22 protein-coding genes are annotated in these 22,790 nt (G+C 70.7%); 4 read left to right on the plus strand and 18 right to left on the minus strand.

Annotation, left to right across the window (positions count from 1 at the left end; all coding sequences use genetic code 11):
- The 6 genes from ABZ260_RS11535 to ABZ260_RS11560 all read right to left on the minus strand — a co-directional run.
- A partial coding sequence (locus tag ABZ260_RS11535) for an MFS transporter (protein ID WP_355615784.1) occupies positions 1–457 on the minus strand: 457 nt, incomplete at its 3' end.
- 23 nt (positions 458–480) lie between these two features.
- Positions 481–1,584: a GntG family PLP-dependent aldolase gene (locus tag ABZ260_RS11540; RefSeq protein ID WP_355615786.1), complete on the minus strand. Its 1,104-nt coding sequence runs from the start codon at positions 1,582–1,584 to the stop codon at positions 481–483.
- A 47-nt stretch (positions 1,585–1,631) separates the two neighbouring features.
- Positions 1,632–2,939 (minus strand): ATP-grasp domain-containing protein, encoded by a 1,308-nt coding sequence (locus ABZ260_RS11545; RefSeq protein ID WP_355615788.1) that lies wholly within the window; start codon positions 2,937–2,939, stop codon positions 1,632–1,634.
- Complete coding sequence (locus tag ABZ260_RS11550) at positions 2,936–3,967, minus strand: cysteine synthase family protein (protein ID WP_350953257.1); 1,032 nt, start codon at positions 3,965–3,967, stop codon at positions 2,936–2,938. Before ABZ260_RS11550 ends, ABZ260_RS11545 begins: the two co-directional genes overlap by 4 nt.
- On the minus strand, positions 3,964–4,869 hold the full coding sequence (locus ABZ260_RS11555; RefSeq protein WP_355615791.1) for a hypothetical protein: 906 nt from the start codon (positions 4,867–4,869) through the stop codon (positions 3,964–3,966). The genes ABZ260_RS11550 and ABZ260_RS11555 overlap by 4 nt, the downstream gene beginning before the upstream one ends.
- Positions 4,866–6,365, minus strand: a complete 1,500-nt coding sequence (locus tag ABZ260_RS11560) for a lyase family protein (RefSeq protein ID WP_355615793.1) — start codon at positions 6,363–6,365, stop codon at positions 4,866–4,868. The genes ABZ260_RS11555 and ABZ260_RS11560 overlap by 4 nt, the downstream gene beginning before the upstream one ends.
- A gap of 126 nt (positions 6,366–6,491) precedes the next feature.
- On the opposite strand from ABZ260_RS11560, the gene ABZ260_RS11565 reads away from it, so the two are divergent.
- Together ABZ260_RS11565 and ABZ260_RS11570 are read left to right on the plus strand one after the other, a co-directional pair.
- Positions 6,492–7,226, plus strand: a complete 735-nt coding sequence (locus ABZ260_RS11565) for a helix-turn-helix transcriptional regulator (RefSeq protein ID WP_355615796.1) — start codon at positions 6,492–6,494, stop codon at positions 7,224–7,226.
- 4 nt (positions 7,227–7,230) lie between these two features.
- The gene (locus ABZ260_RS11570) at positions 7,231–7,890 is read left to right on the plus strand and encodes a response regulator transcription factor (protein WP_350925353.1); all 660 of its coding nucleotides are present in this window, start codon (positions 7,231–7,233) and stop codon (positions 7,888–7,890) included.
- Positions 7,891–7,963: 73 nt separating this feature from the next.
- Here ABZ260_RS11570 and ABZ260_RS11575 read toward each other — a convergent pair whose 3' ends face one another.
- Complete coding sequence (locus ABZ260_RS11575; protein ID WP_355615798.1) at positions 7,964–10,444, minus strand: MMPL family transporter; 2,481 nt, start codon at positions 10,442–10,444, stop codon at positions 7,964–7,966.
- Between the two features lie 173 nt (positions 10,445–10,617).
- Between ABZ260_RS11575 and ABZ260_RS11580 the strand changes: the two genes are divergently transcribed.
- The gene (locus ABZ260_RS11580; RefSeq protein ID WP_355615800.1) at positions 10,618–11,289 is read left to right on the plus strand and encodes a helix-turn-helix domain-containing protein; all 672 of its coding nucleotides are present in this window, start codon (positions 10,618–10,620) and stop codon (positions 11,287–11,289) included.
- Positions 11,290–11,504: 215 nt separating this feature from the next.
- On the opposite strand, the gene ABZ260_RS11585 is transcribed toward ABZ260_RS11580, so the two are convergent.
- The 10 genes from ABZ260_RS11585 to ABZ260_RS11630 all read right to left on the minus strand — a co-directional run bounded on the left by ABZ260_RS11585 (position 11,505) and on the right by ABZ260_RS11630 (position 21,094).
- Positions 11,505–12,167, minus strand: coding sequence for a 4'-phosphopantetheinyl transferase superfamily protein (locus ABZ260_RS11585; RefSeq protein WP_355615802.1), 663 nt, complete (start codon positions 12,165–12,167; stop codon positions 11,505–11,507).
- Entirely contained in the window at positions 12,164–13,003 is an 840-nt protein-coding gene (locus ABZ260_RS11590; protein WP_355615804.1) for a metallophosphoesterase, read from the minus strand. Before ABZ260_RS11590 ends, ABZ260_RS11585 begins: the two co-directional genes overlap by 4 nt.
- A gap of 246 nt (positions 13,004–13,249) precedes the next feature.
- The gene (locus ABZ260_RS11595) at positions 13,250–14,302 is read right to left on the minus strand and encodes an acyltransferase family protein (RefSeq protein ID WP_355615806.1); all 1,053 of its coding nucleotides are present in this window, start codon (positions 14,300–14,302) and stop codon (positions 13,250–13,252) included.
- Between the two features lie 351 nt (positions 14,303–14,653).
- Complete coding sequence (locus ABZ260_RS11600) at positions 14,654–15,232, minus strand: TetR family transcriptional regulator (protein WP_355615808.1); 579 nt, start codon at positions 15,230–15,232, stop codon at positions 14,654–14,656.
- Between the two features lie 232 nt (positions 15,233–15,464).
- A complete protein-coding gene (locus tag ABZ260_RS11605; protein WP_355615810.1) occupies positions 15,465–16,109 on the minus strand; it encodes an EF-hand domain-containing protein in 645 nt (214 codons plus the stop codon).
- 82 nt (positions 16,110–16,191) lie between these two features.
- Entirely contained in the window at positions 16,192–16,941 is a 750-nt protein-coding gene (locus ABZ260_RS11610; RefSeq protein ID WP_355615812.1) for an urease accessory protein UreD, read from the minus strand.
- Positions 16,942–17,000: 59 nt separating this feature from the next.
- Complete coding sequence (ureG, locus tag ABZ260_RS11615) at positions 17,001–17,699, minus strand: urease accessory protein UreG (RefSeq protein WP_355615814.1); 699 nt, start codon at positions 17,697–17,699, stop codon at positions 17,001–17,003.
- Positions 17,700–17,732: 33 nt separating this feature from the next.
- On the minus strand, positions 17,733–18,407 hold the full coding sequence (locus ABZ260_RS11620; RefSeq protein ID WP_355615816.1) for an urease accessory UreF family protein: 675 nt from the start codon (positions 18,405–18,407) through the stop codon (positions 17,733–17,735).
- 52 nt (positions 18,408–18,459) lie between these two features.
- A complete protein-coding gene (locus ABZ260_RS11625; protein WP_355615834.1) occupies positions 18,460–20,310 on the minus strand; it encodes an urease subunit alpha in 1,851 nt (616 codons plus the stop codon).
- A 97-nt stretch (positions 20,311–20,407) separates the two neighbouring features.
- Positions 20,408–21,094: an urease subunit gamma gene (locus tag ABZ260_RS11630; protein WP_355615818.1), complete on the minus strand. Its 687-nt coding sequence runs from the start codon at positions 21,092–21,094 to the stop codon at positions 20,408–20,410.
- A 357-nt stretch (positions 21,095–21,451) separates the two neighbouring features.
- Between ABZ260_RS11630 and ABZ260_RS11635 the strand changes: the two genes are divergently transcribed.
- Positions 21,452–22,417, plus strand: coding sequence for a site-specific integrase (locus ABZ260_RS11635; RefSeq protein WP_355615820.1), 966 nt, complete (start codon positions 21,452–21,454; stop codon positions 22,415–22,417).
- Positions 22,418–22,447: 30 nt separating this feature from the next.
- Here the strand turns inward: ABZ260_RS11635 and ABZ260_RS11640 are convergent, their stop codons facing one another.
- A complete protein-coding gene (locus ABZ260_RS11640; RefSeq protein ID WP_355615822.1) occupies positions 22,448–22,759 on the minus strand; it encodes a hypothetical protein in 312 nt (103 codons plus the stop codon).
- Between the last annotated feature and the right edge of the window lie 31 nt (positions 22,760–22,790).

Here is a 22,790-nt window from a genome sequence, read left to right on the forward strand (position 1 = left end):
GACTCCGCTTCCGTGACCACGTGGCGCCCGCCTCGTCCTTCCCGGTCAGCCGGACCTGCCCCGGCGCGCCCGCGTGCAGGGCCAGCAGCAGCCACGGCAGCGTCGTCGCGGCACTGACCAGCGCCACCTGCGCCGGTGAGCGAGTGAGGGAGACCGCGAGCAGGGGGACGCCGACGAGCAGGACGCCGTCGGCCAGGTTCGACAGGCCGGACGCCGCCCACAGGTGATGAAACGAGCGCCCCAGTCCCGGACGGCCCGCGTTTCCCCCGGCCCGCTGTTTCGGTGGTTCGTTTGCCGTGGTGCTCGTCGCCTGTGGTTCCGCAGGCCGGTCTCGGTCGGTGTCCGCTGTTCGCTGTTTCGGCGGTTTGCTCTCGGAGAGGTCCGCCGCTCCCCGTTCCGCGGGCCTGCCGGTGTCCGCTGTCCACTGTGCCGACGTGCTGTTTTCGTCCGTTCGCATGGTCTCCCCGCCCCGGTGGGTTCTCATCGGCCGGTGGGGGCGAGCAGTTCGGCGAAGACCCCGATCGCCCGGTCGACGGCGTCCGCGCTGACCCCCGCGTGGGTCACCGCCCGAATCCGCCCGTGCCCCAGCTCCTCCACCCGGACGCCTCTGCGCCGGGCCGCCGTGATGAACGACCGGGTGGTGTAGCGCTCGTCGCGTACCCGGAAGAAGACCATGTTCGTGATCGGCGGGCCGGGGTTCAGCCGTACGCCGGGCAGCCGCGCCAGTCCGCGGGCGAGGCGGGCGGCCTTCTCGTGGTCCTCGGCCAGCCTGCCGGTCATCTCGGTGAGGGCGATGATGCCGCAGGCCGCGATCATGCCGGCCTGCCGCATGCCGCCGCCGAGCATCTTCCGCATCCGCCTGGCCTGGGCGATGATCGCCCGGTCGCCCACCAGCACCGATCCGATCGGCGCGCACAGGCCCTTGGACAGGCAGATCTGCACGGTGTCGGCGTAGAAGGCGATCTCCGCGGGGGTGATGCCCAGCGCGACCGAGGCATTGAAGATGCGCGCCCCGTCCAGGTGCAGCGCCACGCCGTGCGAGCGGGTCAGCTGGGCCACCTCGGCGAGGTAGTCGAGCTGGAGCGGCAGGCCGCCGCACCGGTTCTGCGGCGTCTCCAGGCTGACCAGCGCCGGAGGGGCGATCTGCGGGTCGGTACGGTCGACGGTGCACGCCTCGGCGATGTCCTCCAGGCTGATCGTCCCGTCGGGCAGGTTGGCGAGCGGCTCGTAGACGATGCCGCCGCACATCGAGGCGCCCCCGGCCTCGTAGACGTACAGGTCGGACTCGTGGCCGACGATCGCCTTGCCGCCGCGCGGGCAGTGCGCGAGCAGCGCGGCGAGGTTGGCCATGGTGCCGCTCGGCATCAGGCAGCCCGCGGCCTTGCCGAGCAGGTTGGCCGCCAGCCGTTCCAGCTTGGCCACCGTCGGGTCCTCGCCGTAGACGTCGTCGCCCAGCGGCGCGTTCGCGGCGGCCTCCAGCATCGCGGGGGTGGGCAGCGTGAAGGTGTCGCTGCGCAGCTCGATCTCGCCGCCGTCGTCGTTCTCTCCGGCGACCAGGTGGGGGTTGTCCAGCACGCTCGTCATGGGATTTCCAATCGGGGGGTTCTGAGTACGGAGGCCGGGGCGGAGATTCAGGAGAATGAGGTCCGGTACTCCTGGCGGGGGATCTCGATCGGCGGAAACTCGTGGAGCAGCACGGGCCGCAGGTGGCCGAGCGCGGTGTTCAGCGTCTCCTCCAGCTCGCGATGGCCGGACGCGTGCGCGATCACATAGCCCAGCCGGTCGTAGCTGCTGCGGGCCGGCCGCACCTCGGAACCCTGCGGCGCGGTGACGGCCACCGTGTCGACGCCCGGCACGGCACCGGCCTCCCGCATCCCGGTCACCTCCCGCAGGACGGCCTTCCCCCGCCCGGTCGCGGCGCGCTCCGGCGGCAGCAGGAAGGCGATCCCCGCCGGGGCGAACCGCTCGGGCAGCGGCAGCTGCTCCAGGTCGACCGCGGCCCGTAGGTGGGCGTCGAGCAGGTCGAAGCCACTCGCCCGCGCGATGACCTCGGGGATCATGCCCCCCGCGGGACGGGCGTTGATCTCCACGACGTACGCGTGGCCGTCAATGAGCTTCATCTCGATGTGGGTGGCACCGTGGGTGACACCGACGGCGGCCAGCGCGCGGAACGCGGTTTCGACGAGGATTCGGGTCTCGTCCGCCGGCAGCGGCGCGGGGAAGACGTGCCCGCGCTCCACGAAGTGCGGCGGCGCCGTCACCCGCTTGGCGGTGACGCCGACACAGCGGTGCGACCCGCCGGAGCCGACCGTCTCGACGCTGTACTCGGGGCCTGCCAGATAGCCCTCGATCAGCGCGGTCCTCGCGGTGGCCTGGCCCCGTACGTTGACGGCGGCCGAGGTGATCCGGCGGCAGTGGGCCGCCACCTCCCCGGGTGTGTGACAGAGCACCACGCTCAGCGAGCCGGTGTCGTCGACGGGCTTGACGACGCAGGGCAGCGCGATCCGCGACAGCGCGATCACGACTCGGGTGTCGATGTCGTCGCAGGGGCCGACCAGTTCGAAGGCGGGGGAGGGCAGCCGGGCCGCGGCCAGGATCCGGCGGGTCCGCCCCTTGTCCCGGCAGGCGGCGACGGCCTCCGGCGGGTTGCCGGGCAGCCCGAGGTCGGCGGCCAGCCGGGCGACCGCGACGGTGTAGAACTCACTGGTCGTGGTGACCCCGGCGATCTCCCCCAGGGCGCGGCGCAGCTCTGTCGCCAGGGTGGCGGGAGAGTCCGTGTCGCAGGTGGTGACCCGCACCCCGGTGGCCGCCAGCCCGGTGTAGCGGGCCGGGTCGGCGGTGGCCAGCACCGGGGTGAACCCCAGCGCGGCGGCCCTGGCGAAGGCCAGCATCCCGGAGCCGGTGGTGTTGGACTCGACGAAGACGAGGACGGGGTTCATGCGTACTCCAAGGACCGGCCGAGCGTCGCGTAGGACCAGGTCACGGCGGTGTCGGTGAGCTGGATCGGTTCGGGGGCGAGCGGCGGGCGCAGGTCGGTCAGGCCGTGCGCCGCCCGGTACTCGGCGCTGTAGATGGTGTTGACGTACCTGTCGCCCCGGTCGGGGAAGATCACCACCACCGACACGTCCGGGTCGAGCCGCGAGCCGAGCCAGCGCGCCACCTGGTAGGCGGAGCCGGAGCTGTTGCCCGCGAAGACCTTCTCGTGCGAGGCGAGCTCCAGGGTGGCGGCGAAGGCCTCCCGGTCCGACAGCCAGTGGACCTCGTCGATGACCGAGAAGTCGACGTTGGCCGGAACCAGGCTGTTGCCCAGTCCGCTCTGCAACCGCTTCGGCACGTCGGGCTGGCCGAAGATGGCGCTGCCGACGGCGTCCACGGCGACCACCCGCAGTGCGGGGTTGGTCCGGCGCAGCGCCCGCGCCGTCCCGCACAGCGAGCCGCCGCTGCCCACCGCGCCCACCAGTACGTCGACCCGGCCGATCTCCGAGATCACCTCCTCGGCGAGGCGGTCGTAGGCGGCGGGGTTGGCCGGGTTGTCGTACTGCCTGGGCCAGAACGCGCCGGGGTTGGCGGCCAGCACCGCCCGCAGCCGCTCCAGCCTGGCGCTCTGCCAGCCGTTGCCGGTCATGGCGGGCACGATGTCCAGAGTGGCGCCCAGCGCCTCCAGCTTGGCCATGGTGATCGGGTCGATCCGGGGGTCGGTGACGATGTGCACCTCGTGGCCGAGGTACGTGCCGACCAGCGCGACCCCCATGGCCAGGGTGCCCGAGGAGCTCTCCACGATCAGGCCGCCGTCGGCCAGCACCCCCTCGGCCCTGGCGGTCAGGATCGCCTGCCTGGCGACGCGGTCCTTCATCCCGTACGGGTTGGCCAGCTCCAGCTTCGCGTGGACGGTCGCCCCGCCGGTCGCGCGCAGGCGCATCAGCGGAGTACGGCCGATGGCGTCGATGGCGTCAGTTCTGAGTGTCATGTCCGGCTCGTGCTCCTACAGACGATGAGGGGCCGCCCCAGCCGCTCCAGCTCCGTGAGGGCGCGGGCCAGCCGGGGACCGTGCTCGGGATCGTGCCGGGCCAGCAGGATGCCCAGGCACGTACCGCTGTGACCGACGACCGTGCCGAGCCCGCCGACGTCGTGGCAGATCTCCTCCACCGCCGCCAGATGGGGTTTGGGGTTGAAGGTCTGGAACAGCCGTGCGCTGGCGGTGGCGACCTGGCCCACAGCGGCCAGGTCGTGGTCGCGTACGGCGTGGGTGAGCTGGTCGAGCAACTCGCCGTAGCGCACCGCCCAGTGGGTGGGAATCGGCTTCCTCGACCGGTTGAAGGCGACGGTGTCGACGCTCTCCCCGTCGTCGATCCCGGCGATGGTCAGCTGGGGGAGCGTGCCCATCCGCCGGTGCAGCCGCACCTGCCGGTGGAAGAACGCGGTGATCCCCGGATGCATGACCCCGTCGGACGGCTCGATCTCGGCCATCATCTGTTTCAGCAGCCGGTTGGGGAGCTTGAGGCGGAAGGCCGAGTCCACCGCGCGCGCGGTGGCGACCAGGTCGGCGGTGGAGCTGGCCATGCCCTTGCCCTCGGGGAGCGCGCTGTTGAGCATCAGCCAGCCGCCGGTGTGCACCCCGTAGTGGGACATGATCCCGGTGGCGAGGCGCCGTGCCTTGTTCTTGTGCGGCGGTGAGACGATCACCTGGTCCAGCTGGGGATCGGGTTCGAAGGCGGCCTCCACGTACAGGTCCACGGGGAAGGTCACCAGGAAGTCCGTACCGGATCCCAGGATCCCCTGCAGGAGTTCGCCGAAGGTGCCTGGGGCACGCCCCCGGCCGACCCCTCCGCTGCGGCCGTCGCTCTCCCGGATCGGCATCTGGATGGTCATGTCAGCTCGCCCGCCTTCGTGCCGGTGGTGTGCTCCCAGGCGTCTCGCAGCCATCGGGACCGTTCGGCGGCTCCCCGGTCGACGGCGGTCAGCCGGTCGCCGACCTGCTCCAGGAGGAGACGGACCTGATCGGGGCGGGTCGAGCCGGCGGTCTGCTTGCGCCACACGCCCGCCTCCGGATCCAGCAGCTCGCGTACCTCGTCCTCCGTGAGGGCCAGGGTGAAGCCGAGCCGTTCGCCCGCGGCGACCAGGCCCGGCGCCGAGAGCAGGCCGGGGGTGAGGGTGTCTGCGGGGCCGAGCCGCTCCAGGGCGGCCGAGATCCACGCGCCGACGAGCACCTGCGCGTCCCTGGCCGGCACGCCGTGCTCCAGGGTGAGGTGATTGGCGACGGTCGAGGCGGCCATCAGCTCGTCCCGCACCACCCGGCGGGCCCGTTCCGGATGGAACCGCACGTCCGTGACCACCCGTTCGAACAGCGCCAGCATCGTGTGGCAGGTCGTGAAGAGGTCCTCCAGGAAGCGGGTGCTCTCCTTGGAGACCTCCACGAGGTTGGTGTAGCCGGTGTTGCGCTGACCGATCATGAGGTCGTACGAGAGCCCGACCAGGTGGCCGCTCATCCCGCGGACCCGTTCCAGGATCGGGAAGTTGCGCTTGTGCGGCATCGCCGAGGAGATGCCGGCGAGCTCGTCCGGCAGGTCGATGAAGCGGCAGCTCGACCCGCTCCACCAGATCAGGTCGGTCAGGAAACGGCTCAGCGTGGTGCCGAGCACCGACAGCTCCCCGGCCGTGCGCAGCACCCAGGAGCGGGAGGCGACCGAGGTCAGCGCATGCGGCTGCGGGCCGTCGAAACCCAGCGCGACCGCGATCCGCCCCCGGTCCCACGGCAGTTCCAGGCCGGCCATCGCCCCGGCGCCCAGCGGGCAGAGATTGACCGTGTCGAACAGCGCCTGCAGCGACTCGGCGGCACCGGTCACCGCCTCGGCGAGCGCGGCCAGGTAGAAGCCGAAGGTCATGGTCTGCGCGGTCTGGTGCTGGGTGTACCCAGGCATTATCGACTCGGTGTGCCCGGCCGCGGTCTCCAGCGCGGCGCGGGCCAGCCGGCTCACCGCGGCCGTGGTCTCCAGCAGCCGTTCCCTGCCGAGCATGAGCTGGGCGCAGGCCTGGACGTCGTTGCGGCTGCGGTCGACGTGCCAGGCGTGCGCGCTCTCGGGTACGTGTGCCTGGACGCACCTCTCCAGGGCGAACAGCGGATCCGACATGGCCGCCGCGCGCTCGGCGCCGACCTGCTCGGGCGTCAGGTCCAGCACCGCCCGGCGGATCCGCTCGGCCGCGTCCCGGTCGAGCAGCCCCATGCGGGCGTACTCGCCGGTGTGGGTCAGCTCGATCCAGCGGTAGTGCCGCAGCAGGGTGCGCGTCTCCCAGTCGAACCGCTGGGTCAGGACCGCGTCGTCCAGTAGCGGCGCCGGGCCCCGTCGTATCCGTCCTGTCGGAAGCATGCATCTCACGCTGCCAGCGCGTATGGGGGGTGACCAGGAGGAATGACCGGCGATATCGGGGCGATATCCGACGATAACCGGCATTTTCTACGTTGGCGGCATCTGATCGTCAACGGGAGGATTCACGTGAGGTCTGCACTGTTGTCCGACAGCCTGGGATTCGCTCAGCTGCTGCGTACCCATCGCGACAAGGCGCGGCTGACCCAGGAGGAGCTGGCGGAACGCGCCCGCCTGAGCGTGCGCACGCTGCGCGACCTTGAGCGGGGTCGCACCCGCTACCCGCACCGTACCTCGGTGCGCCGCCTGGCCGCCGCCCTTGAACTGACCGGTGAGGACCGGGTGACCTTCGAGGCGGCGCCGCCCCGCTCGCTCGGCGCTCCCGCCGTGGCACCGCCTCCGGAGTGGGGCCTGCCCTCGGTGAGCGGCACCGTCGCGCTGAGCCGGCTCCCGCTGCTGCGGGAGGTAGAGGAGGTGGTGTCGGTCGCCTCCGGTGGCGGGGAACCCGCGCTGGTGACCGTCACGGGCCCGGCCGGAGTCGGCAAGACCACCCTCGCCGTCCAGTGCGCCCACGTGCTGCGCCAGCGGATGGCACTGGACGTGCTCTTCCTCGACCTCGGCCGGGACCGGCGCGGCCCCGGTGAGCTGCGCACCGCCGTGCGGCTGGCGCGCATAGCTCGCATGACGTCCCCGGCCTCGGGCGGGCGGTGCCTGCTGCTGGTCGACGACGCCGACGGCGCGCGGGACGCCGACCGCCTGTCGCCACTGCTGACGCTCGGCTTCACCGCCGTCGTCGTCACCGGCAGGGAACCGCTCGCGGGGCTCGTCCCGTCCCGGCACCTCACCCTCGCGCGTCTGAGGTGAGACGGTGACGAACAGCTCGACCACGGATATCCGGGTCCTGATCTGCTACTCGGAGAGGCTGCTCCGCACTGCGCTGTGCTCGATCCTCGCCGCCGAACCGGGGCTGCGCGTGGTGGGGGACGCCGGTGACGGATTCGAGGCGGTCTCCAAGGCCCGCGGCCTGCGGCCCGACGTGGCACTCGTCGACGAGCGGCTCACCGGCCTCGACGGCATCCAGGTCACCGAGCGGCTCCGCGCCGACTCCCTGGCCGGTCCGGTGCGGAGCGTCATCCTGACCGAGCAGCCGGAGGCCATGTTCGACGCGGTACGCGCCGGAGCCCGCGGCTTCCTGCTGCGCTCCAGCGACCAGGACGAGCTGGTGGGGGCGATCAGGGCCATCGCGCGGGGGGAGGCGTTCTTCGCGCCGCAGGTCGCCAGCAGTTTCCTGCGGCGGTTCGAGAACGGGCTGCCCTACCGCCCGCCCGAGGCCGTCAAGTCGCTCACCGAGCGCGAGCACGAGGTGCTGGTCCTGGTCGCCGACGGGCTGAACAACACCGAGATCGCGAGCAGGCTGTACGTGAGCCAGGCGACCGTCAAGTTCCACGTCTCCAACCTGCTGTGCAAGCTCAACCTCCGCGACCGCCTGCAGATGGCCGTCTTCGCGCACAAGGCAGGAGTCGTGTGACCCGCCCGCCGCGCCGGGCACGGGGCGGCGGGCACGGGGCGGACGGCCCGACCGCGCGGTCGAGCGGCTGCCGTCAGCGCACAGCGGTCTCAGGGATCCGTACCGGCGCAGTCTGGTGGTGGCGCTCCAGTTTGGCGCCCTCGACGTCCACGTCAGGCAGGACGCGGTCGAGCCACCGCGGAAGCCACCACGCCTTGTCACCCGCCAGGTGCATGACCGCCGGAATGATCAGCATGCGCACGACGAAGGCGTCGACGAGCACGCCGAAGGCCAGGGCGAATCCGACCGGCCGGATCATCGTCATGTGGGAGAACATGAACCCGCCGAAGACCGAGATCATGATGACCGCGGCGGCGGTGACCACAGCCCTGCCCGCCCGCACGCCCTCGGTGACCGCCTGCCGGGCGGGAGTACCGTGCGCGTAGGCCTCACGCATCCCTGAGGTGAGGAAGAGCTGGTAGTCCATGGCCAGCCCGAACAGGATGCCCACCAGCAGGGTCGGCAGGAAGTTGAGGATCGGCGCGGGATCGGTGACGCCGAAGACGCTGCCGAGCCAGCCCCACTGATAGACGGCCGTGACGCCGCCGAGCGCCGCGAACAGCGACAGGACGAAGCCGCCCGTGGCGATGAGGGGCACCAGGATCGAGCGGAACACGACGATCAGGATGAGCAGCGACAGGCCGACGACGAGCACGAGGTAGGTCGGCAGGGCGTCGGCGAGCTTCTCAGAGATGTCGATGTTGGCGCTGGCGCTGCCCGCGACGGACAGGGAGACGTCGTCGGAGTCGAGGTCAAGGGTACGGCCGCGCAGGTCGTGGACGAGGTCCTCGGTGGACTCCGAGGTCGGCCCGCCGGTCGGGACGACCTGGAAGACGAGGACGGTGCCCTTGTCGTTGGCGCCGATGGGGGCGACCGCGGTCACACCGTCGACGTCCATGAGCTGCTTGCCGAGGCCGGCCTGCGCCGGCGCGAGGCCGTCCCCGGGCACGCCGTGGCCGAGGTCGGCGACGACGATCAGGGGCCCGTTGGCGCCGGCACCGAACTTCTCGGTGATGGCGCTGTAGGCGCGGTACTGCGTGGAGTCGGCGGCCTCGGACGCGCCGGTGGGCAGGCCGAGGCGCATCGAGGCGGCGGGCAGCGCGATGAGGGCCAGTGCGCCGACTCCGATCACGATGCGCAGTACGGCACGGCTGGTGGTCGTCGGCTGCACGTGCTTGGGCGCCGCCGGGGTCGCGGCGTTCCCTGCGGCTTCCGCGGCGGAGTTCCTGTCACGCCGCGGGAGCAGCCGGTGCCCGAGCAGGCCAAGCAGTGCCGGGGTCATGGTCACGGTGAGCAGCACCGCGACGGCGATGGCAACGGCGCCGACGGTTCCCATCAGCGCGAGGAACGGGATGCCCGTGACGTTGAGGGCCAGCAGTGCGATGAGCACGGTGCTGCCCGCGAAGACCACCGCGTTGCCGCTGGTGCCGTTGGCCAGCCCGATGGACTCTTCTACGGCCATGCCCGCCTTCAACTGGCGGCGGTGGCGGTGGAGGATGAACAGCGAGTAGTCGATGCCGACGGCCAGGCCGAGCATGGCGCCCAGGATGGGCGTCACCGACGTCATCTCGATGGTGCCGGACAGGGCCATGGCTCCCGCGACGGCCACGCCCACGCCGAAGAGCGCGTTGAGGATCGGCAGCCCGGCGGCCACGAGGGTGCCGGTCATGATGATGAGCACGATCGCCGCGACGACCAGGCCGACCGCCTCGCCGACGCCGCCCAGCTGGATCTCGCCCTGCGCGATCTCGGCGGAGTAGTCGGCGGTGACGCTCTCGGGGAGAGCCGTGTCGATGGTCTTGGTGACGGCTTCCTTGGTCTCCGGGGTGATCTCCTGCTGCGGCAGGTCGAAGACGACGGTCGCGATCGCGGTCGAGCCGTCGGAGGAGACCGTACGGATGTCCTCCGCCATGGTCAGCAGGTCGCGTCCGACGAGCAACTGCTTTTCGGACTTCTCCAGGGTGGCGCTCTGCTTGTCGAGCTCGGCCTGCTGCGCGTCGAGCTGGGCGAGGGTCGCCTTGAGTCGCGGGTTGGAGCCGGCCTGCTCGATGGCCGCCTCGGTTTGTGAACGGGCCTGGTCGAGTTGCTTCTGGCCCTTGGCGAGCCGGTCGCGACCGTCCTCGACCTGAGCCAGGCCGTCCGTGATCTTCTTCGCCTGGTCCACGCGCGCCTCGGCGGAGGTGAACGGGTCGGCGACCTGGTCGACGCCGTCGAGGTCGGTGACCTTGCGCAGCGCGGCGCTGATGCCCTCGCGCTGCGCGTCCGTGAGTTCCGCACCGTTCTTGGAGTGGATGACGACCTGCCCGGTGCCGCCGCTGGCCACGGGCAGTTCGGTCTTGAGCCGGTCGGTCACCTGCGCCGTGGGCGTGCCGGGGATGGTCATCGTCGAGCTCATGGTCCCGCTGAAGGCCAGGAAGGCTCCGACTGCCAGGGCGAGCACGGCTACCCAGGCCGTGATCACCCACCAGGCCCGCCGGGCGGTGAACCGGCCCAGCCGGTAGAGCAGTTCGGCCATCGTGGACTCGCCTTCTGGTTGTGATAGGGGGTTGAGGTGAGGATCGATTAAGCGGATAAGGCATATCCGATTCCGGAGTCTAGCGAGAAGCGGATAGCGATCATCCGGTTCATCGGGGGCGTGGGCTGTGATGTTGATCCCACCTATCCGCTTAGGGGTACGCTTGAGGCGTGATGCCGCGACCCGTTGCCGCCCATGAGCCGGCGTCGCGTGGAGCCCTGCGCCGGGACGCGGAGCGCAATCGGGACCGCATAGTGCGCGCCGCTCGGGAACTCTTCGCCGAGCGTGGCCTCGCCGTCGGCTTCAACGAGGTCGCCCACCACGCCGGCGTTGGCGTCGGCACCGTGTACAGGCGCTTCGCCGACAAGGAGGAGCTCATGCACGCGGCGCTGGCGGAGCCACTGGGCGAGCTGGCGGAGGTCGCGCAGCGAGCGAGCCAGGCCGAGCGGGCTTGGGACGGCCTCGAACTTCTTCTGGAGAGCATCACCGGGCTCCTGGTGGACAACCTCGGGCTGCGGGACGTCGCGCTGGGCGGTGGTGGATGGCGGCTTGGCAGGCCCACCGTCGAGCTCGTCGCCGAGGTGATGAAGCACCTGCTCGACCGGGCGCGGGCCGAGGGGGATCTGCGCGACGGTGTCGTCGGCGACGACGTGACGATGATCCTGTGGCTGGTGACCGACCTGGCGCAGCATTCCGTCCAGGTCCACCCGAGTCTGTACCGCCGCTATCTGCAGGTCATGCTCGACGGGCTGCGCGCTTCGCCGGGGAGGACGCCGCTGGTGGAGAGGCCCGCCGAGCAGCAGACGCTGACGATCTGTCGGCGCTGGGCCGGCGCGCCCCTCTGAAGGGCGTTCAACTCACGGCAGCGCTCGGTCGCCTTCGACGGGCCGATGGACGCGAGCCGGGCAGGCCCGCCTCCGCCCGGACTTCCGCAAGCCGCTCTTCGGCAACGATCGGCCCCTGCCGACCGGTGCTTTCCAGGCGATCCACGGCCTCGTTGCGGTGTCACATCGCGAAATACAACGCGGTGTTCTCCAGGCTGGAGGGCAGGACCGTCGGATCATGCGGCATGGTCAGGTCGTGGCCTTTTCGGTACGGCGATGGAGGTCACCGCCAGGCCGTCGGCCACCAGCCAGCGGCCGGTGAAGCCGGTCAGCTCCTTGCCCGCCACCAGGGGGCCGGGGACGAGCAGGCGGGCGGTGAACGTACCGGACGGGTCGAAGGTGAGATGGGCCTCCTCGAAGCCGAGCCAGCGCCTGGCCAGCGGGAACCACGCCTTGTAGACGCTCTCCTTGGCGCTGAACAGCAGCCGGTCCCAGTGCACGCCGCCGTCGAGCCGCGCGATCGCCGCCCGCTCCTCGTCCAGGGAGACCGCGTCCAGGACGCCGTCGGGGAGCGGCTCGTGGGGTTCGGCGTCGATGCCGACGGTCAGCGCGTCACGGGAGACGGCAGCGGCGCGATACCCGGCACAGTGGGTGATGGCGCCCACCACCCCGCCGGGCCATCCCGGAGCGCCGCGCTCGCCGGGCAGGATCGGCGCCGGCGGCAGTCCGATGCGGGCCAGGGCCTGGCGGGCGCAGTGGCGCGCGGTGGTGAACTCGCGTCGCCGCTTGTCCACCGCGCGGGCGATGACCGCCTCCTCCTCGGGGAACAGCGTCACGCCCGGCGGGTCGTCGAAGGACTCCGCGCTCGCCACCCACGGCGGCAGGATCTTCTCGATCATGCGACGGGTTGCGGGCTGGGCAGGATGCGCCGCAGCCGGCCGGGCGTGGTGGAGCGGGGACGCCATTCGCGCGGATAGCCCAACGAGACCTCCTCGAAGCGGACCCCGTCGTGCCAGGTGGTCCGGGGGATGTGCAGGTGACCGTAGACGACGGTGGCGGCGTCGAAGCGCAGGTGCCAGTCGGCGGTGCGCTCGGTGCCGCACCAGATCGCGAACTCCGGGTGGCGCAGGATCAGGGTGGGCTCGCGCACCAGCGGATAGTGGTTGACCAGCACCGTCGGCACGCCGGGCGGCCTGGCCTCCAGGCGTCGCTCGGTCTCGGCGATCCTGGCCTCGCACCACGCGTCCCTGGTCGGGTACGGGTCGGGGTGCAGCAGCATCTCGTCGGTGCAGACCACGCCCTTGTCGTACGCGCGGGCCAGCGCCTCCTCCTTCGTCGCCACGCCGGGCATCCGGAAGGTGTAGTCGTACAGCACGAACAGCGGGGCGACGGTGACCGGGCCACCGGGCCCACTCCAGGTCGGGTACGGGTCCTCCGGCGTGACCACCCCCAGGTTCCGGCACACCTCGACCAGGTGCCGGTAGCGCTCCTCGCCGCGCAGCTGGACGGGGTCGCTGGGATGGGTCCACAGCTCGTGGTTGCCGGGCGCCCAGACCACCTTCTCGAACCGGTCGGCGAGCAGTCCCAGGGCCCACGCGACGTCGGAGACCTTCTCCGAGACGTCCCCGGCGACCAGCAGCCAGTCGGAGGCGGAGGTGGGCCGCAACTCCTCGACGATGCGCCGGTTCTCCTGGTAGCCGATGTGCAGGTCGCTGATGGCCAGCAGTGACGTCATGTGCGTGTTGTCCCCCGCGAACCGGCGCCTTCCATCGGCGCCCCCGGTGTTCCCTCGTCCTCAAGCATCGCCGCCTCCGTCCTGCCCGCTCCCCGGGCGCGGTCACGAATCTGTGATCGCCGAGCAAAAGAACCTTCTCACGATCACGCCCGGAGGCGCACTCCACCCTGCCTCGTCACCGCCGGCCGGAGCGCGAGCGCACACGATGACGGTCCGCCTCCAGCGGTGGTCCTTCTCGCCGGGCGATCACTTCAGGCCGAACAGGATCCTGATCGGCGGGATTCTGCGGATGACGTCGTAGGTCGCGATACTCAGGAAGAGGGAGACGAGCATGATGAGCAGGAAGGGGACGATACCCCGATCGGTGACCTGTAGAACGTGATAGCCGACGATGACCAGGTAGGTCTGGTGCAGGATGTAGACCGGGAAAGCAGCCGGATTGAAGTAGGAAACCAGCCTCGATCTCCGGTCGAGATACCGTTTTCCGTATCCGAGTATCGCCAGCAGGCTCACCCAGTACGTGAGGAAGTGCCAGATCGTGAAGACCATCCCCGACTGGCCGCCGATGGTGAATATCTCCAGAAGGATGCCGGCGCTTCCGACGACGGCGGTGCCGAGATGGATCCTCCGGTGCTTCTCGATCGCGGTGGTGATCCTGTCGTCCGTCGCCATGAAGAAGCCAAGGATGAAATAGGCGGCGTAGACGAAGATGTTCTTGCCGCTGATGTCGGGCAGGGCGGACAGGAGGGCCAGGCCGGCGAACGGCAGTACGACGAGGACCGGGTTGCCGAGCCAGGCCGGAGAGTAGTGGTTCCTGATCGCCGCGGCCATCACCGGTAGCAGGGCGATCGATATGAGGAACAGGAACAGGATGAACCAGAGGTGCGCCGGTGAGATCCCGCCCGCGTACTCCGACCAGTCGGAGAAGTCGGTGAAGTAGTTTTTCAGGAAGTCCAGATAGCTTTCCCGCTGGTCGCCGCGGAACCGCTTCGCGAAATAGGCCTGCGGAGGCACGATGACCAGGACGCCGAAGACGAACGGCACCATCAGTCGCAGATGATGTTCCTTCAGATAGTTTTTCGTGGATCTGTTCCGCAGCGCGTGCAGGCTGGACATGCCCGAGAGGAGGAAGAGCAGTGGCATGAACCAGAACGATAAACGCACGAGAATTGACGGGAAAGTGCTCGCCGCGCCCTTAATGTAGAACGGTGATATGTCATCGAATATGCGTGCCGTGTGGTAGGGGAACAGAAAAAGGATCGCACCGTTTCTCAACCAGTCGATATAGTTTTTCCGCATGATGATGGGATCCTCGGTCGATGGATGAACGGTCGCCCGGGCTGTCGCGCCGGGACGTCCCGGGCGACCGCGTTCGCTGTCAGGAGGCCGCGCGGGGGTGGTCGCTCTTAGAAGGCCTCGCGCGCGAAGAAGGCCGCTCGGGCGGCATGGGGTGGGAGGTTTCGCGCCCAGCCGGAAGCCGCTCGGGCGGCATGGTCACGGCTCGCGGCGCGGCGCCGTGAGCCCCCCGCTGCGCCTCCAGCTCGCGTGGGGGCGGTGACATGGCAGGCCACCGTGCGCCCGCCGGGGCGTGGCCGCAGGTGGCCGCGGGTGGCGGCAGGTGGCCGCGGGTGGCGGCGGGTGGCGGGGGTGTCAGTCTTCCGGCGGAAGGGCGATCAATCCGGCGAGTACGGTGGAAAGGGCCTGCTCCATCAGGTCGGTGCTGATCGCCTCGGGGTCGGCGAGGTGCTCCATCGACAGGCCGTTGCTCAGGCAGTGCAGGATCAACGCGGCCAGCTCGGGGGCTACGGCCATCTTGATGCCGCCGCGTTCGGTGATCCTGGCGATCGAGTGGGCCGCCGTCTCTCTCTGGGCGCGGCGCAGCGGGGTTACGATCTTCCTGGTCTGCTCGTCACGGGCGGCGCGGGCCGCGAATTCCAGTCCGAGCTGCCCTCGTTCGGTGTCGTCGGCGATTCGCCGTGCTACCAGCCGGGCGGCTCGGCCGGCCGCCGCCGGGGTGTCGGTGTCGGCGACCTCACCCATCACCGTGGCGTACTCGCTGTCGGCGCGCTCACGCAGAATGGCTCCGAAGAGCTCCTGCTTACTGCCGAAGTTCGAGTAGACGGCGCCCTTGGTGAAGCCGGCGGCGTGGGCGATGTCCTCCAGCTTGCTGTCGGTGTAGCCGCGCTCGGCGAAGACCTGCGCGGCCGCGGTCAGCAACCGGCGGCGCACCTCCTCGCGCGGTGTGCGCGGGATCGGCTCCGGCGTACGCCTCTTGGTGTCCGTAGCAAACCCCGGTAACCCGGCTTGACCTCGAACCCCGCGTGCTGTTCGCGACCTGACCGCAGAGAGGGGCGATCGCCTGCACCCCTGCAGCTCACTCGAGTTCGGCGGGAGATCTTCACCTGACGGCGTGGCCCCGGCTGAGAGCGTGCGCGCCCAGCCGGGGGCTCTTCGGGGTCCGTCAGTCGGCGACTTTGCCGAACAAGTGGTTGGCGGGGGCATCGGGGTCGTTGCCGTAGAAGTACTCCGCGAGCGCCTGGTGGAATTCGGTGCGATCCAGCGTGCCTGAGCCGTCCAGGTCCAGGGCGGTGAAGACCGCGGCGCAGTGCTCGAAGGGGAGGTTGCCAGCCAGGCCGAAGATCTGCTGGAACTCCTCCTGGTCGATCTTGTCGTTGCCGTCGAGATCGATGAGGTCGAAATAGCAGTCGGCCACCAACTGGATCTGCTGCGGGTACAGAGCGGGGTCGGTCAGGGCCCGCCGGAACCCTTCGGTCATCTCCCGCAGGTCGACCTTACCGTCACCGTCCTGATCCATCGGCGCGATCACGTGGGTCCAGAACGCGTCCAGCTCCTGGTTGAGCCGAGCGGCGGTCGCGGACTGCGACGCGCCACGAGCGGCGATGTAACGCTCGCTCATCAGCAGGACATCTTGCCGGGTGATGATCCCGTCACCATCGACGTCGGCGCCCCTGAACCACTGGCGGTACTTGCGATCTTGAAGGGCGCTCATGCCAATGTGAGCGCCGGTGGCGGTGGGCTCGACCGGGGCGGCCAGGCGCGGGATGAACGACTCCGACATGGTGCGGTTCCTTTCCTGCTGGATCATCACTGATCCACATCCACGAAGTTCTAGTGACGTTGTGTGACATGACGTGCGGGTGAGGGCTTTGTGGCCGGCGACACGGCCTTCACCGGATGGCGTAGGCCGCCTCCAGGAGGCGGTCCAGTTGCAGGGTGTCCGGAGCGAGGGCGGTGACCAAGACGGCTGGGCCGGCCAGGGGGGTCAGGACGGCCTGGCCGGTTGCCGGGTCGTCGCCGAGCAGGCGGGCCTGGGGCGGGTGCCGGTCCAGGGCGGGGTCGATGATGAGGGTCTGGCCGATGGCGCGGTGGCCGGCTGCGATGGCGGGGCCGTCCCAGCCGGGCGCTTCGGGCCCGTACATCGTGTGCTGGTCCAGCAGGGGGCGGCCGTCGCGGTGAACGGTCAGGCGGGTGGCCAGCCGGCCCGGGGGTTCGCCAGCGCGGCCGAGCACGATCTGTTCGCGGAGCAGGAGCCGGGCGGTCGGGGCCAGGTCGATGGTGCAGCTTTGGCGCAGGTTGCTGCGGGCGGCGGAGATGAGCGGCTGGGGCAGCCAGTGCAGGCTGGCGTGCTCGGCGACGGTCAGGTGCACGTCGTAGGTGGCGTGGGCGGTGGTGGGGCCGCGCAGGGCGATGGTGGCGGCGGCTGTGGTGATGTGCAGGTGGGCGCCGGGTTCGGCGGTGGCCTCGATGCGCAGCCGGTCGCCGCCGAGGGGGGCGCTCATGACGCCGAGGATGCACACGCGCGCCTGGTCGCCGTGGGGGCGGGCGCGGCGCAGGTCGAAGGGGCCGTCACCGGCGAGCGTGGGCAGGACGGTGGTGTTGCCGGCGCGGGTGGCGCGGATGCGGGCGGTGGCGCGCACGCCGGGCCCGGACTGGGCTCGCGGGGGCTGAGCGGGTGCGGGCGCAGAGGGCGAGAGGGTCATGCGACGCGTGCGGTCCAGTCGGCGAGCCGTCCGCGGATCCAGTCGGCCACGGGGATGATGCCGCCTGCGGTCTTGACCGCGGTCAGCACGGTGGGCAGGTCGCCGCGCTGGGCTTTGGCGTCGCGGGCCATGGCCTCCAGGTCGGCGCCGACATGCGGGGCGAGGTCGGTTTTGTTGATGACGAGCAGGTCGCTGGTGGTGACGCCGGGGCCGCCCTTGCGCGGGATGTCGTCGCCGCCGGCGACGTCGATGACGAAGATCTGCGCGTCGACCAGGCCCTTGGAGAAGGTCGCGGTGAGGTTGTCGCCACCCGATTCCACCAAGATCAGGTCGAGGGGACCGAGGTGGTCCTGCAGGTCTTCGACGGCTTCGAGGTTGGCGGAGATGTCGTCGCGGATGGCGGTGTGCGGGCAGGCGCCGGTCTGCACGGCGGTGATGCGGTCGGCGGCCAGGACGGCCTCACGCAGCAGGAACTCGGCGTCTTCGCGGGTGTAGATGTCGTTGGTGACGACCGCGATGGACAGTTCTTCGCGCAGCGCGCGGCACAGGGCGGCGACGGTGGCGGTCTTGCCGGAGCCGACCGGCCCGCCCAGGCCGATGCGCAGCGCGCGGCGGCCGTCGCGAGGCTGGGGCGAGGAGCCGCCGGAGCCGGGGGCGGGGCCGTCGCCGAGAGCGTCGTGGTGGTGGAGGTGCATGGCTGCTCCGGGGATGCGGGGGTGGTCAGGTGGTCAGGAGGCGAACAGGCGGGCCGGGCGGGTGGCGTGTTGTTCGGCGGTGATGTCGAGCAGCGGCGCCGCAGCGGCCGGCAACGCGGCGACTCCGTCGGTGTGCACGCGGTGCGCGGCCTCGGCCGCGGCGGTTGCGACGTGGTCGAGGTCGGCGGCCAGGCGGGACAGGACGGCGGTGGCGTCGAAGGGGTCGAGCCGGAGCAGGCGGACGGTCGCGGTGACCGGGCCGCTGATGCTCTCGTACGCCGCCGCGTAGGCGGCCTGCAGCGGTGTCAGTCCGGCGCAGCGGGCGGCCAGGCCGAGCACCACGCTCTGGTGGGCGCCGCGCGGCCGGGCGGCGGCGAGGGCGTCGAGTTCGGCGCAGGGCCAGGCGGCTCGGGTGGCGCGCAGCAGTTGCCGGCCGAGCCTGCGCGAGGTGTGCCGCAGGGCGGGGCTGGCGGTGCGGGCATCGGCCGCCTCCTCCAGCAGCAGTGGGTCGTACCCGGCGGCGGCCGCGGCCGCGAGAGCGGCCGCGACCAGGCCAGCCGTGTGCAGCCGGCCGCGGCAGAACTCCTGCAGGCTCGCCACGTCCCGCACGCGGCCTGCGGTGATGGCCTCCTCGGCCCCGCCGGAATGGGCGTGCCCTCCGGCGGGGAAGCGGCCGTCGGCCAGGATCAGCAGGGCGGCACGGGTCATCGCGGGCGGCTCACCTCTCAGGCGCTCGGTCAGGTGGTCGGGGGGCGGGTGGTCAGAACAGGAAGTAGCGCTGGGCCATGGGCAGGGTGTCGGCGTACTGGGTGCCGTCGACGAGCTGGTCGTCGATGTCGGTCTTGACGTCCTTGGCCTTCGCGCCGCCGATCTCGACGTCGAAGGTGTCGGGGTCGATGCGGATGTCGGGGCAGGCGCTGTTCTCCCGCATATCGGCCTTGAACACCTTGCGGGTGTCGCGGATGGCCCGGAACGGCTTGCTCACGCGGACCCGGTCGGCCAGGCCGGCCTGGATGGCGTGGTCGGTGACGAAGTTGACCGCGTTCGCGCCCGGCGCCCGGCCGGTCGTCCCCCACATGGGCCGGGGCAGGACCGGCTGCGGGGTGGTGATGGAGGCGTTGGCGTCGCCCACTTGGGCGTAGGCGATCTGGCCGCCCTTGATCACCCGGTGCGGCTTGACACCGAAGAACTTCGGCTCCCACAGCACCAGGTCCGCCAGCTTGCCCACCTCGACCGAGCCGACCTCGTGGTCGATGCCGTGCGCGATGGCCGGGTTGATGGTGTATTTGGCGACGTAGCGGCGGGCGCGATGGTTGTCGGCCCCGCCGTCGCCGGCCCGGTCGCCGTTGCGGTCGGCGGGCTGGTCTTCCTCCAGCGGGCCGCGCCGGGCCTTCATCACGTGCGCGGTCTGCCACGTCCGTATGATCATCTCGCCGATGCGGCCCATCGCCTGCGCGTCCGACGACATGATCGAGATGGCGCCGAGGTCGTGCAGGACGTCCTCGGCGGCCATCGTGGAGGGCCGGATCCGTGACTCGGCGAAGGCCAGGTCCTCGGCTACCAGCGGGTTGAGGTGATGGCAGACCATCACCATGTCGATGTGCTCCTTGACCGTGTTGACGGTGAAGGGCCGGGTGGGGTTGGTGGAGGCGGGCAGCACGTTCGGCAGGCCCGCCATGGTGATCATGTCGGGAGCGTGGCCGCCGCCGGCGCCTTCGACGTGGAAGACGTGGATCGGGTGGTCGCCGATGGCCTCGATGGTGTCGGCGACCGCGCCCGCCTCGTTCAGCGAGTCGGCGTGCAGGGCCAGCTGGACGCCGGTCGCGCGGCATACCTCCAGGCAGCGGCGCAGCACGGCCGGGGTGGCCCCCCAGTCCTCGTGGATCTTAAAGCCGACCACGCCCGCCTCCACCTGGTTGTACAGGGACTCGGTGGACATGGTGCTGCCCTTGCCGAGCAGCCCGATGTTGACCGGGAAGGCGTCCAGCGCCTCGAACAACCGGGCCAGATGCCAGGCGCCGGGCGTGACGGTCGTGGCCGTGCTGCCCTCGGCGGGGCCGGTGCCACCGCCGATCAGCGTGGTGACCCCGGCGGCCAGCGCCTCGTGCACCTGCTCGGGACAGATGAAGTGCACGTGCGTGTCGATGCCGCCCGCGGTCAGGATCTTGCCGTTGCCCGCGATGACCTCGGTCTCCGGGCCGATCAAAAAGTCGGTGGCGTACTCGTGCCCGTCGTGCAGCCGGTCCATGGTCTCGTCGTTGTAGGCCTTGCCGAGCGCGACGATCCGCCCATCCCGGATGCCCACGTCTGCCTTGACCACGCCCCAATGGTCCAGGATCACCACGCCGGTGATGACCGTGTCGGGCGGCTGCGGGGCGCCGAACCTGGCCGGGTCACGCGGCGCGCAGGATTGGCCCATCGACTCGCGGATCACCTTGCCGCCGCCGAAGATGACCTCGTTGCCGCTGCGCCCCGGGCCGCCAGCCCAGTCCTCGGTGATCTCGATCCGCAGGTTGGTGTCGGCCAGCCGGATACGGTCACCGAGCGTCGGGCCGTACCGGTCGGCGTACTGGACCCTGGTCAGCGGCTGATCGATCGGCAGGATCTCCATGCCGGACCCGCACTCCCGCAGCGGTCCCTCCGCCACTGGCGCGGCGAGCACGCCTGGCGCCTGATCTGCTGCGGTGTCGGCCGATGCGTCCAGGGCTTCATCCATCGAGCTGCCCTCCGACCTGGCCGCGCAGGCCGGCGACGATGCGCTTGCCCTCGATGGGCACGAGCTTCACCGTCCGGGTGCACCGGGGTTCGAACCGGACCGAGCTGCCGGCCGGGATGTGCAGGCGTTTGCCGTAGGCGACAGAGCGTTCGAAGTCGAGGAGAGGGTTGGCCTCGTAGAAGTGGTAGTGCGAGCCCACCTGGATGGGACGGTCGTCGGTGTTGGTCACCTCCACCATCGTGATCTCGCGGCCCTCGTTGAAGGGCACCTGCGTGGCGCCGTCCGGGTGGTCGATCTTCCCCGGATGGATCAGCGACTGCGCCCGCGCTTCCCGCTCACCTTCCTCGCCGTCTCCCTCGTCGTTCTCGTCCTCGGCGTCTGCGAAGGGGGTGCGGATGGTGACCAGCTTGGTGCCGTCGGGGAATGTGGCCTCGATCTGGAGGTCGGAGATCATCTCCGCGACGCCCGGCATGAGGTCGGCCCGGGAGAGGATTTTGTTGCCGGTGGACATGAGCTCGTGGACGGACTTGCCGTCCCGGGCCGCCTCCAGCACGTGCGCCGTGATCAGCGCGACCGCCTCCGGATAGTTGAGGGGAACCAGCCGCTCCTTGCGCCTGCGGGCCACATCCGCAGCCACATGGATCAGCAGGCGTTCCTGTTCATGCGGGGTCAGATGCACCCGCCACCTCGCCTTCGCTCTGCCCCCGGGGTGTCATCCGCGGGGGCCATCAATCGCGGATTGCCTGGCATGACCGGCCTACGATCACGTCGCCGTCCACTGTTCCTGCCAAGAGATGATCGCCCGGACCGACCGCCCCCGGATTCCGGTGATCACCACTCGTTGCCTGCTGACGGTAATTCACTTAACACTGAGAGTGATATGGCGTGACGGTGAGGCATGCGTCACCCGTGACACAGAACTCACATTATCTGTCACATAGACTGCCATTGGGCTGTGTCCGCCCAGCTCGACGTTCGCCGCAACGACGGCGACTCGGCTACATTATGTGTCACATCGCCTGCCCGGAGGACGTCCATGTCCGTCGTGTCCTTCCCCGGCCCGCCGGCACCGGCCGCCGGTCCCTCGCCCGCCTCGTCGATGACGGCCGCGGTCGAGCGCTTCCTGGAGTCGGTGCAGGCGGCCACCACTCGCACCGGCTACGCCGAGACCCTCGCCCGCCTGACCGTCGTGGCCGGGCCGGACTATCCGGTCGCCGCGCTGACACCCGAGCAGTACGCCGCGGTGATGGACCGCTGGACGGCCGCGGCCGCCGCCACCTGGAACCGGCACCTGTCCGCGCTGGCCTCCTTCACCACCTGGGCCCAGCGCCAGGACCTGCTGGCCACCAACCCGGCCCGGCGGCTGGAGCGGCGCAAGCCCGCCCGGCGCGGTGACCGCGCCATCCCGGCCGCCCGGCTGGACAAGCTGTTCACCGACCCCGCGCACGCCCTGCGGGAACGGGTGCTGTGGAGGCTCCTGTACGATACGGCCGCCCGCGCCGAGGAAATCCTCAGCCTCAACGTCGAGGACCTCGACTTGGAGTTCCGCCGCGCCCGCGTCCGCTCCAAGGGCGGCGCCATCGAGTACGTGCACTGGGCCACCGCCACCGCGCGGCTGCTGCCCCGCCTACTGGCCGACCGCACTGCCGGGCCGGTGTTCCTGGCCGACCGTCGCGCCCCCATTTCCGGATCTCGCGCGCCCGCGCGCGGTGACATCTGCCCGATCACCGGGCGGGGGCGGCTGTCCTACCCGCGCGCCGAGTACCTGTTCAAGACCGCCTCCGCCGAACTGGACCCGCACCGCCAGGGATGGACGTTGCACCAGCTCCGGCACAGTGCATTGCAGCATCTCGCTCAGGCCGGACGGACCGCCCCCGAGCTGCAGGCCAAAAGCCGCCACCAGCACCTGGCCAGCCTCGGCCGGTACGTCCGCCTGGGCGAGGAGACCTCCGCCCGCATCACCGCCGAAGCCGACCCCGCCCAGCGCCGCCGTCCCCGCTGACCTCCACCTCACGCGCTGGAGCGAACGCGATCAGGAGGACTCCCGCACCAGCAACATCTGATCATCGCCAGCGTCAGCCTCGACGCGGTACCCGGCCTTGCGCAGGTCGTCGGAGTACCGGGCGAACTCCTGCGCGGACGCCTCGGCGTCGTCGGCGCACGCGACCTGGAACGGCCTTCCGTCGCCGCCGCCCTCAACGACGAACCCGCCGTGGCGCTCGCTGAACTCCCGACGCCCCGCCTTGCGCAGCACCGTCCGGATGACCTCAGCGTCCCGGTCCCGCGCTGTCCACAACGGGCGACCGCCCGCGCCGTACCCGAACTCCGGCTTGTCGTCGCTCATGGTCAACACCGTAAGCGAATCGCGACCTTAG

The sequence above is a fragment of the Streptosporangium sp. NPDC006013 genome (genome assembly GCF_040614275.1).
Lineage (GTDB): Bacteria > Actinomycetota > Actinomycetes > Streptosporangiales > Streptosporangiaceae > Streptosporangium.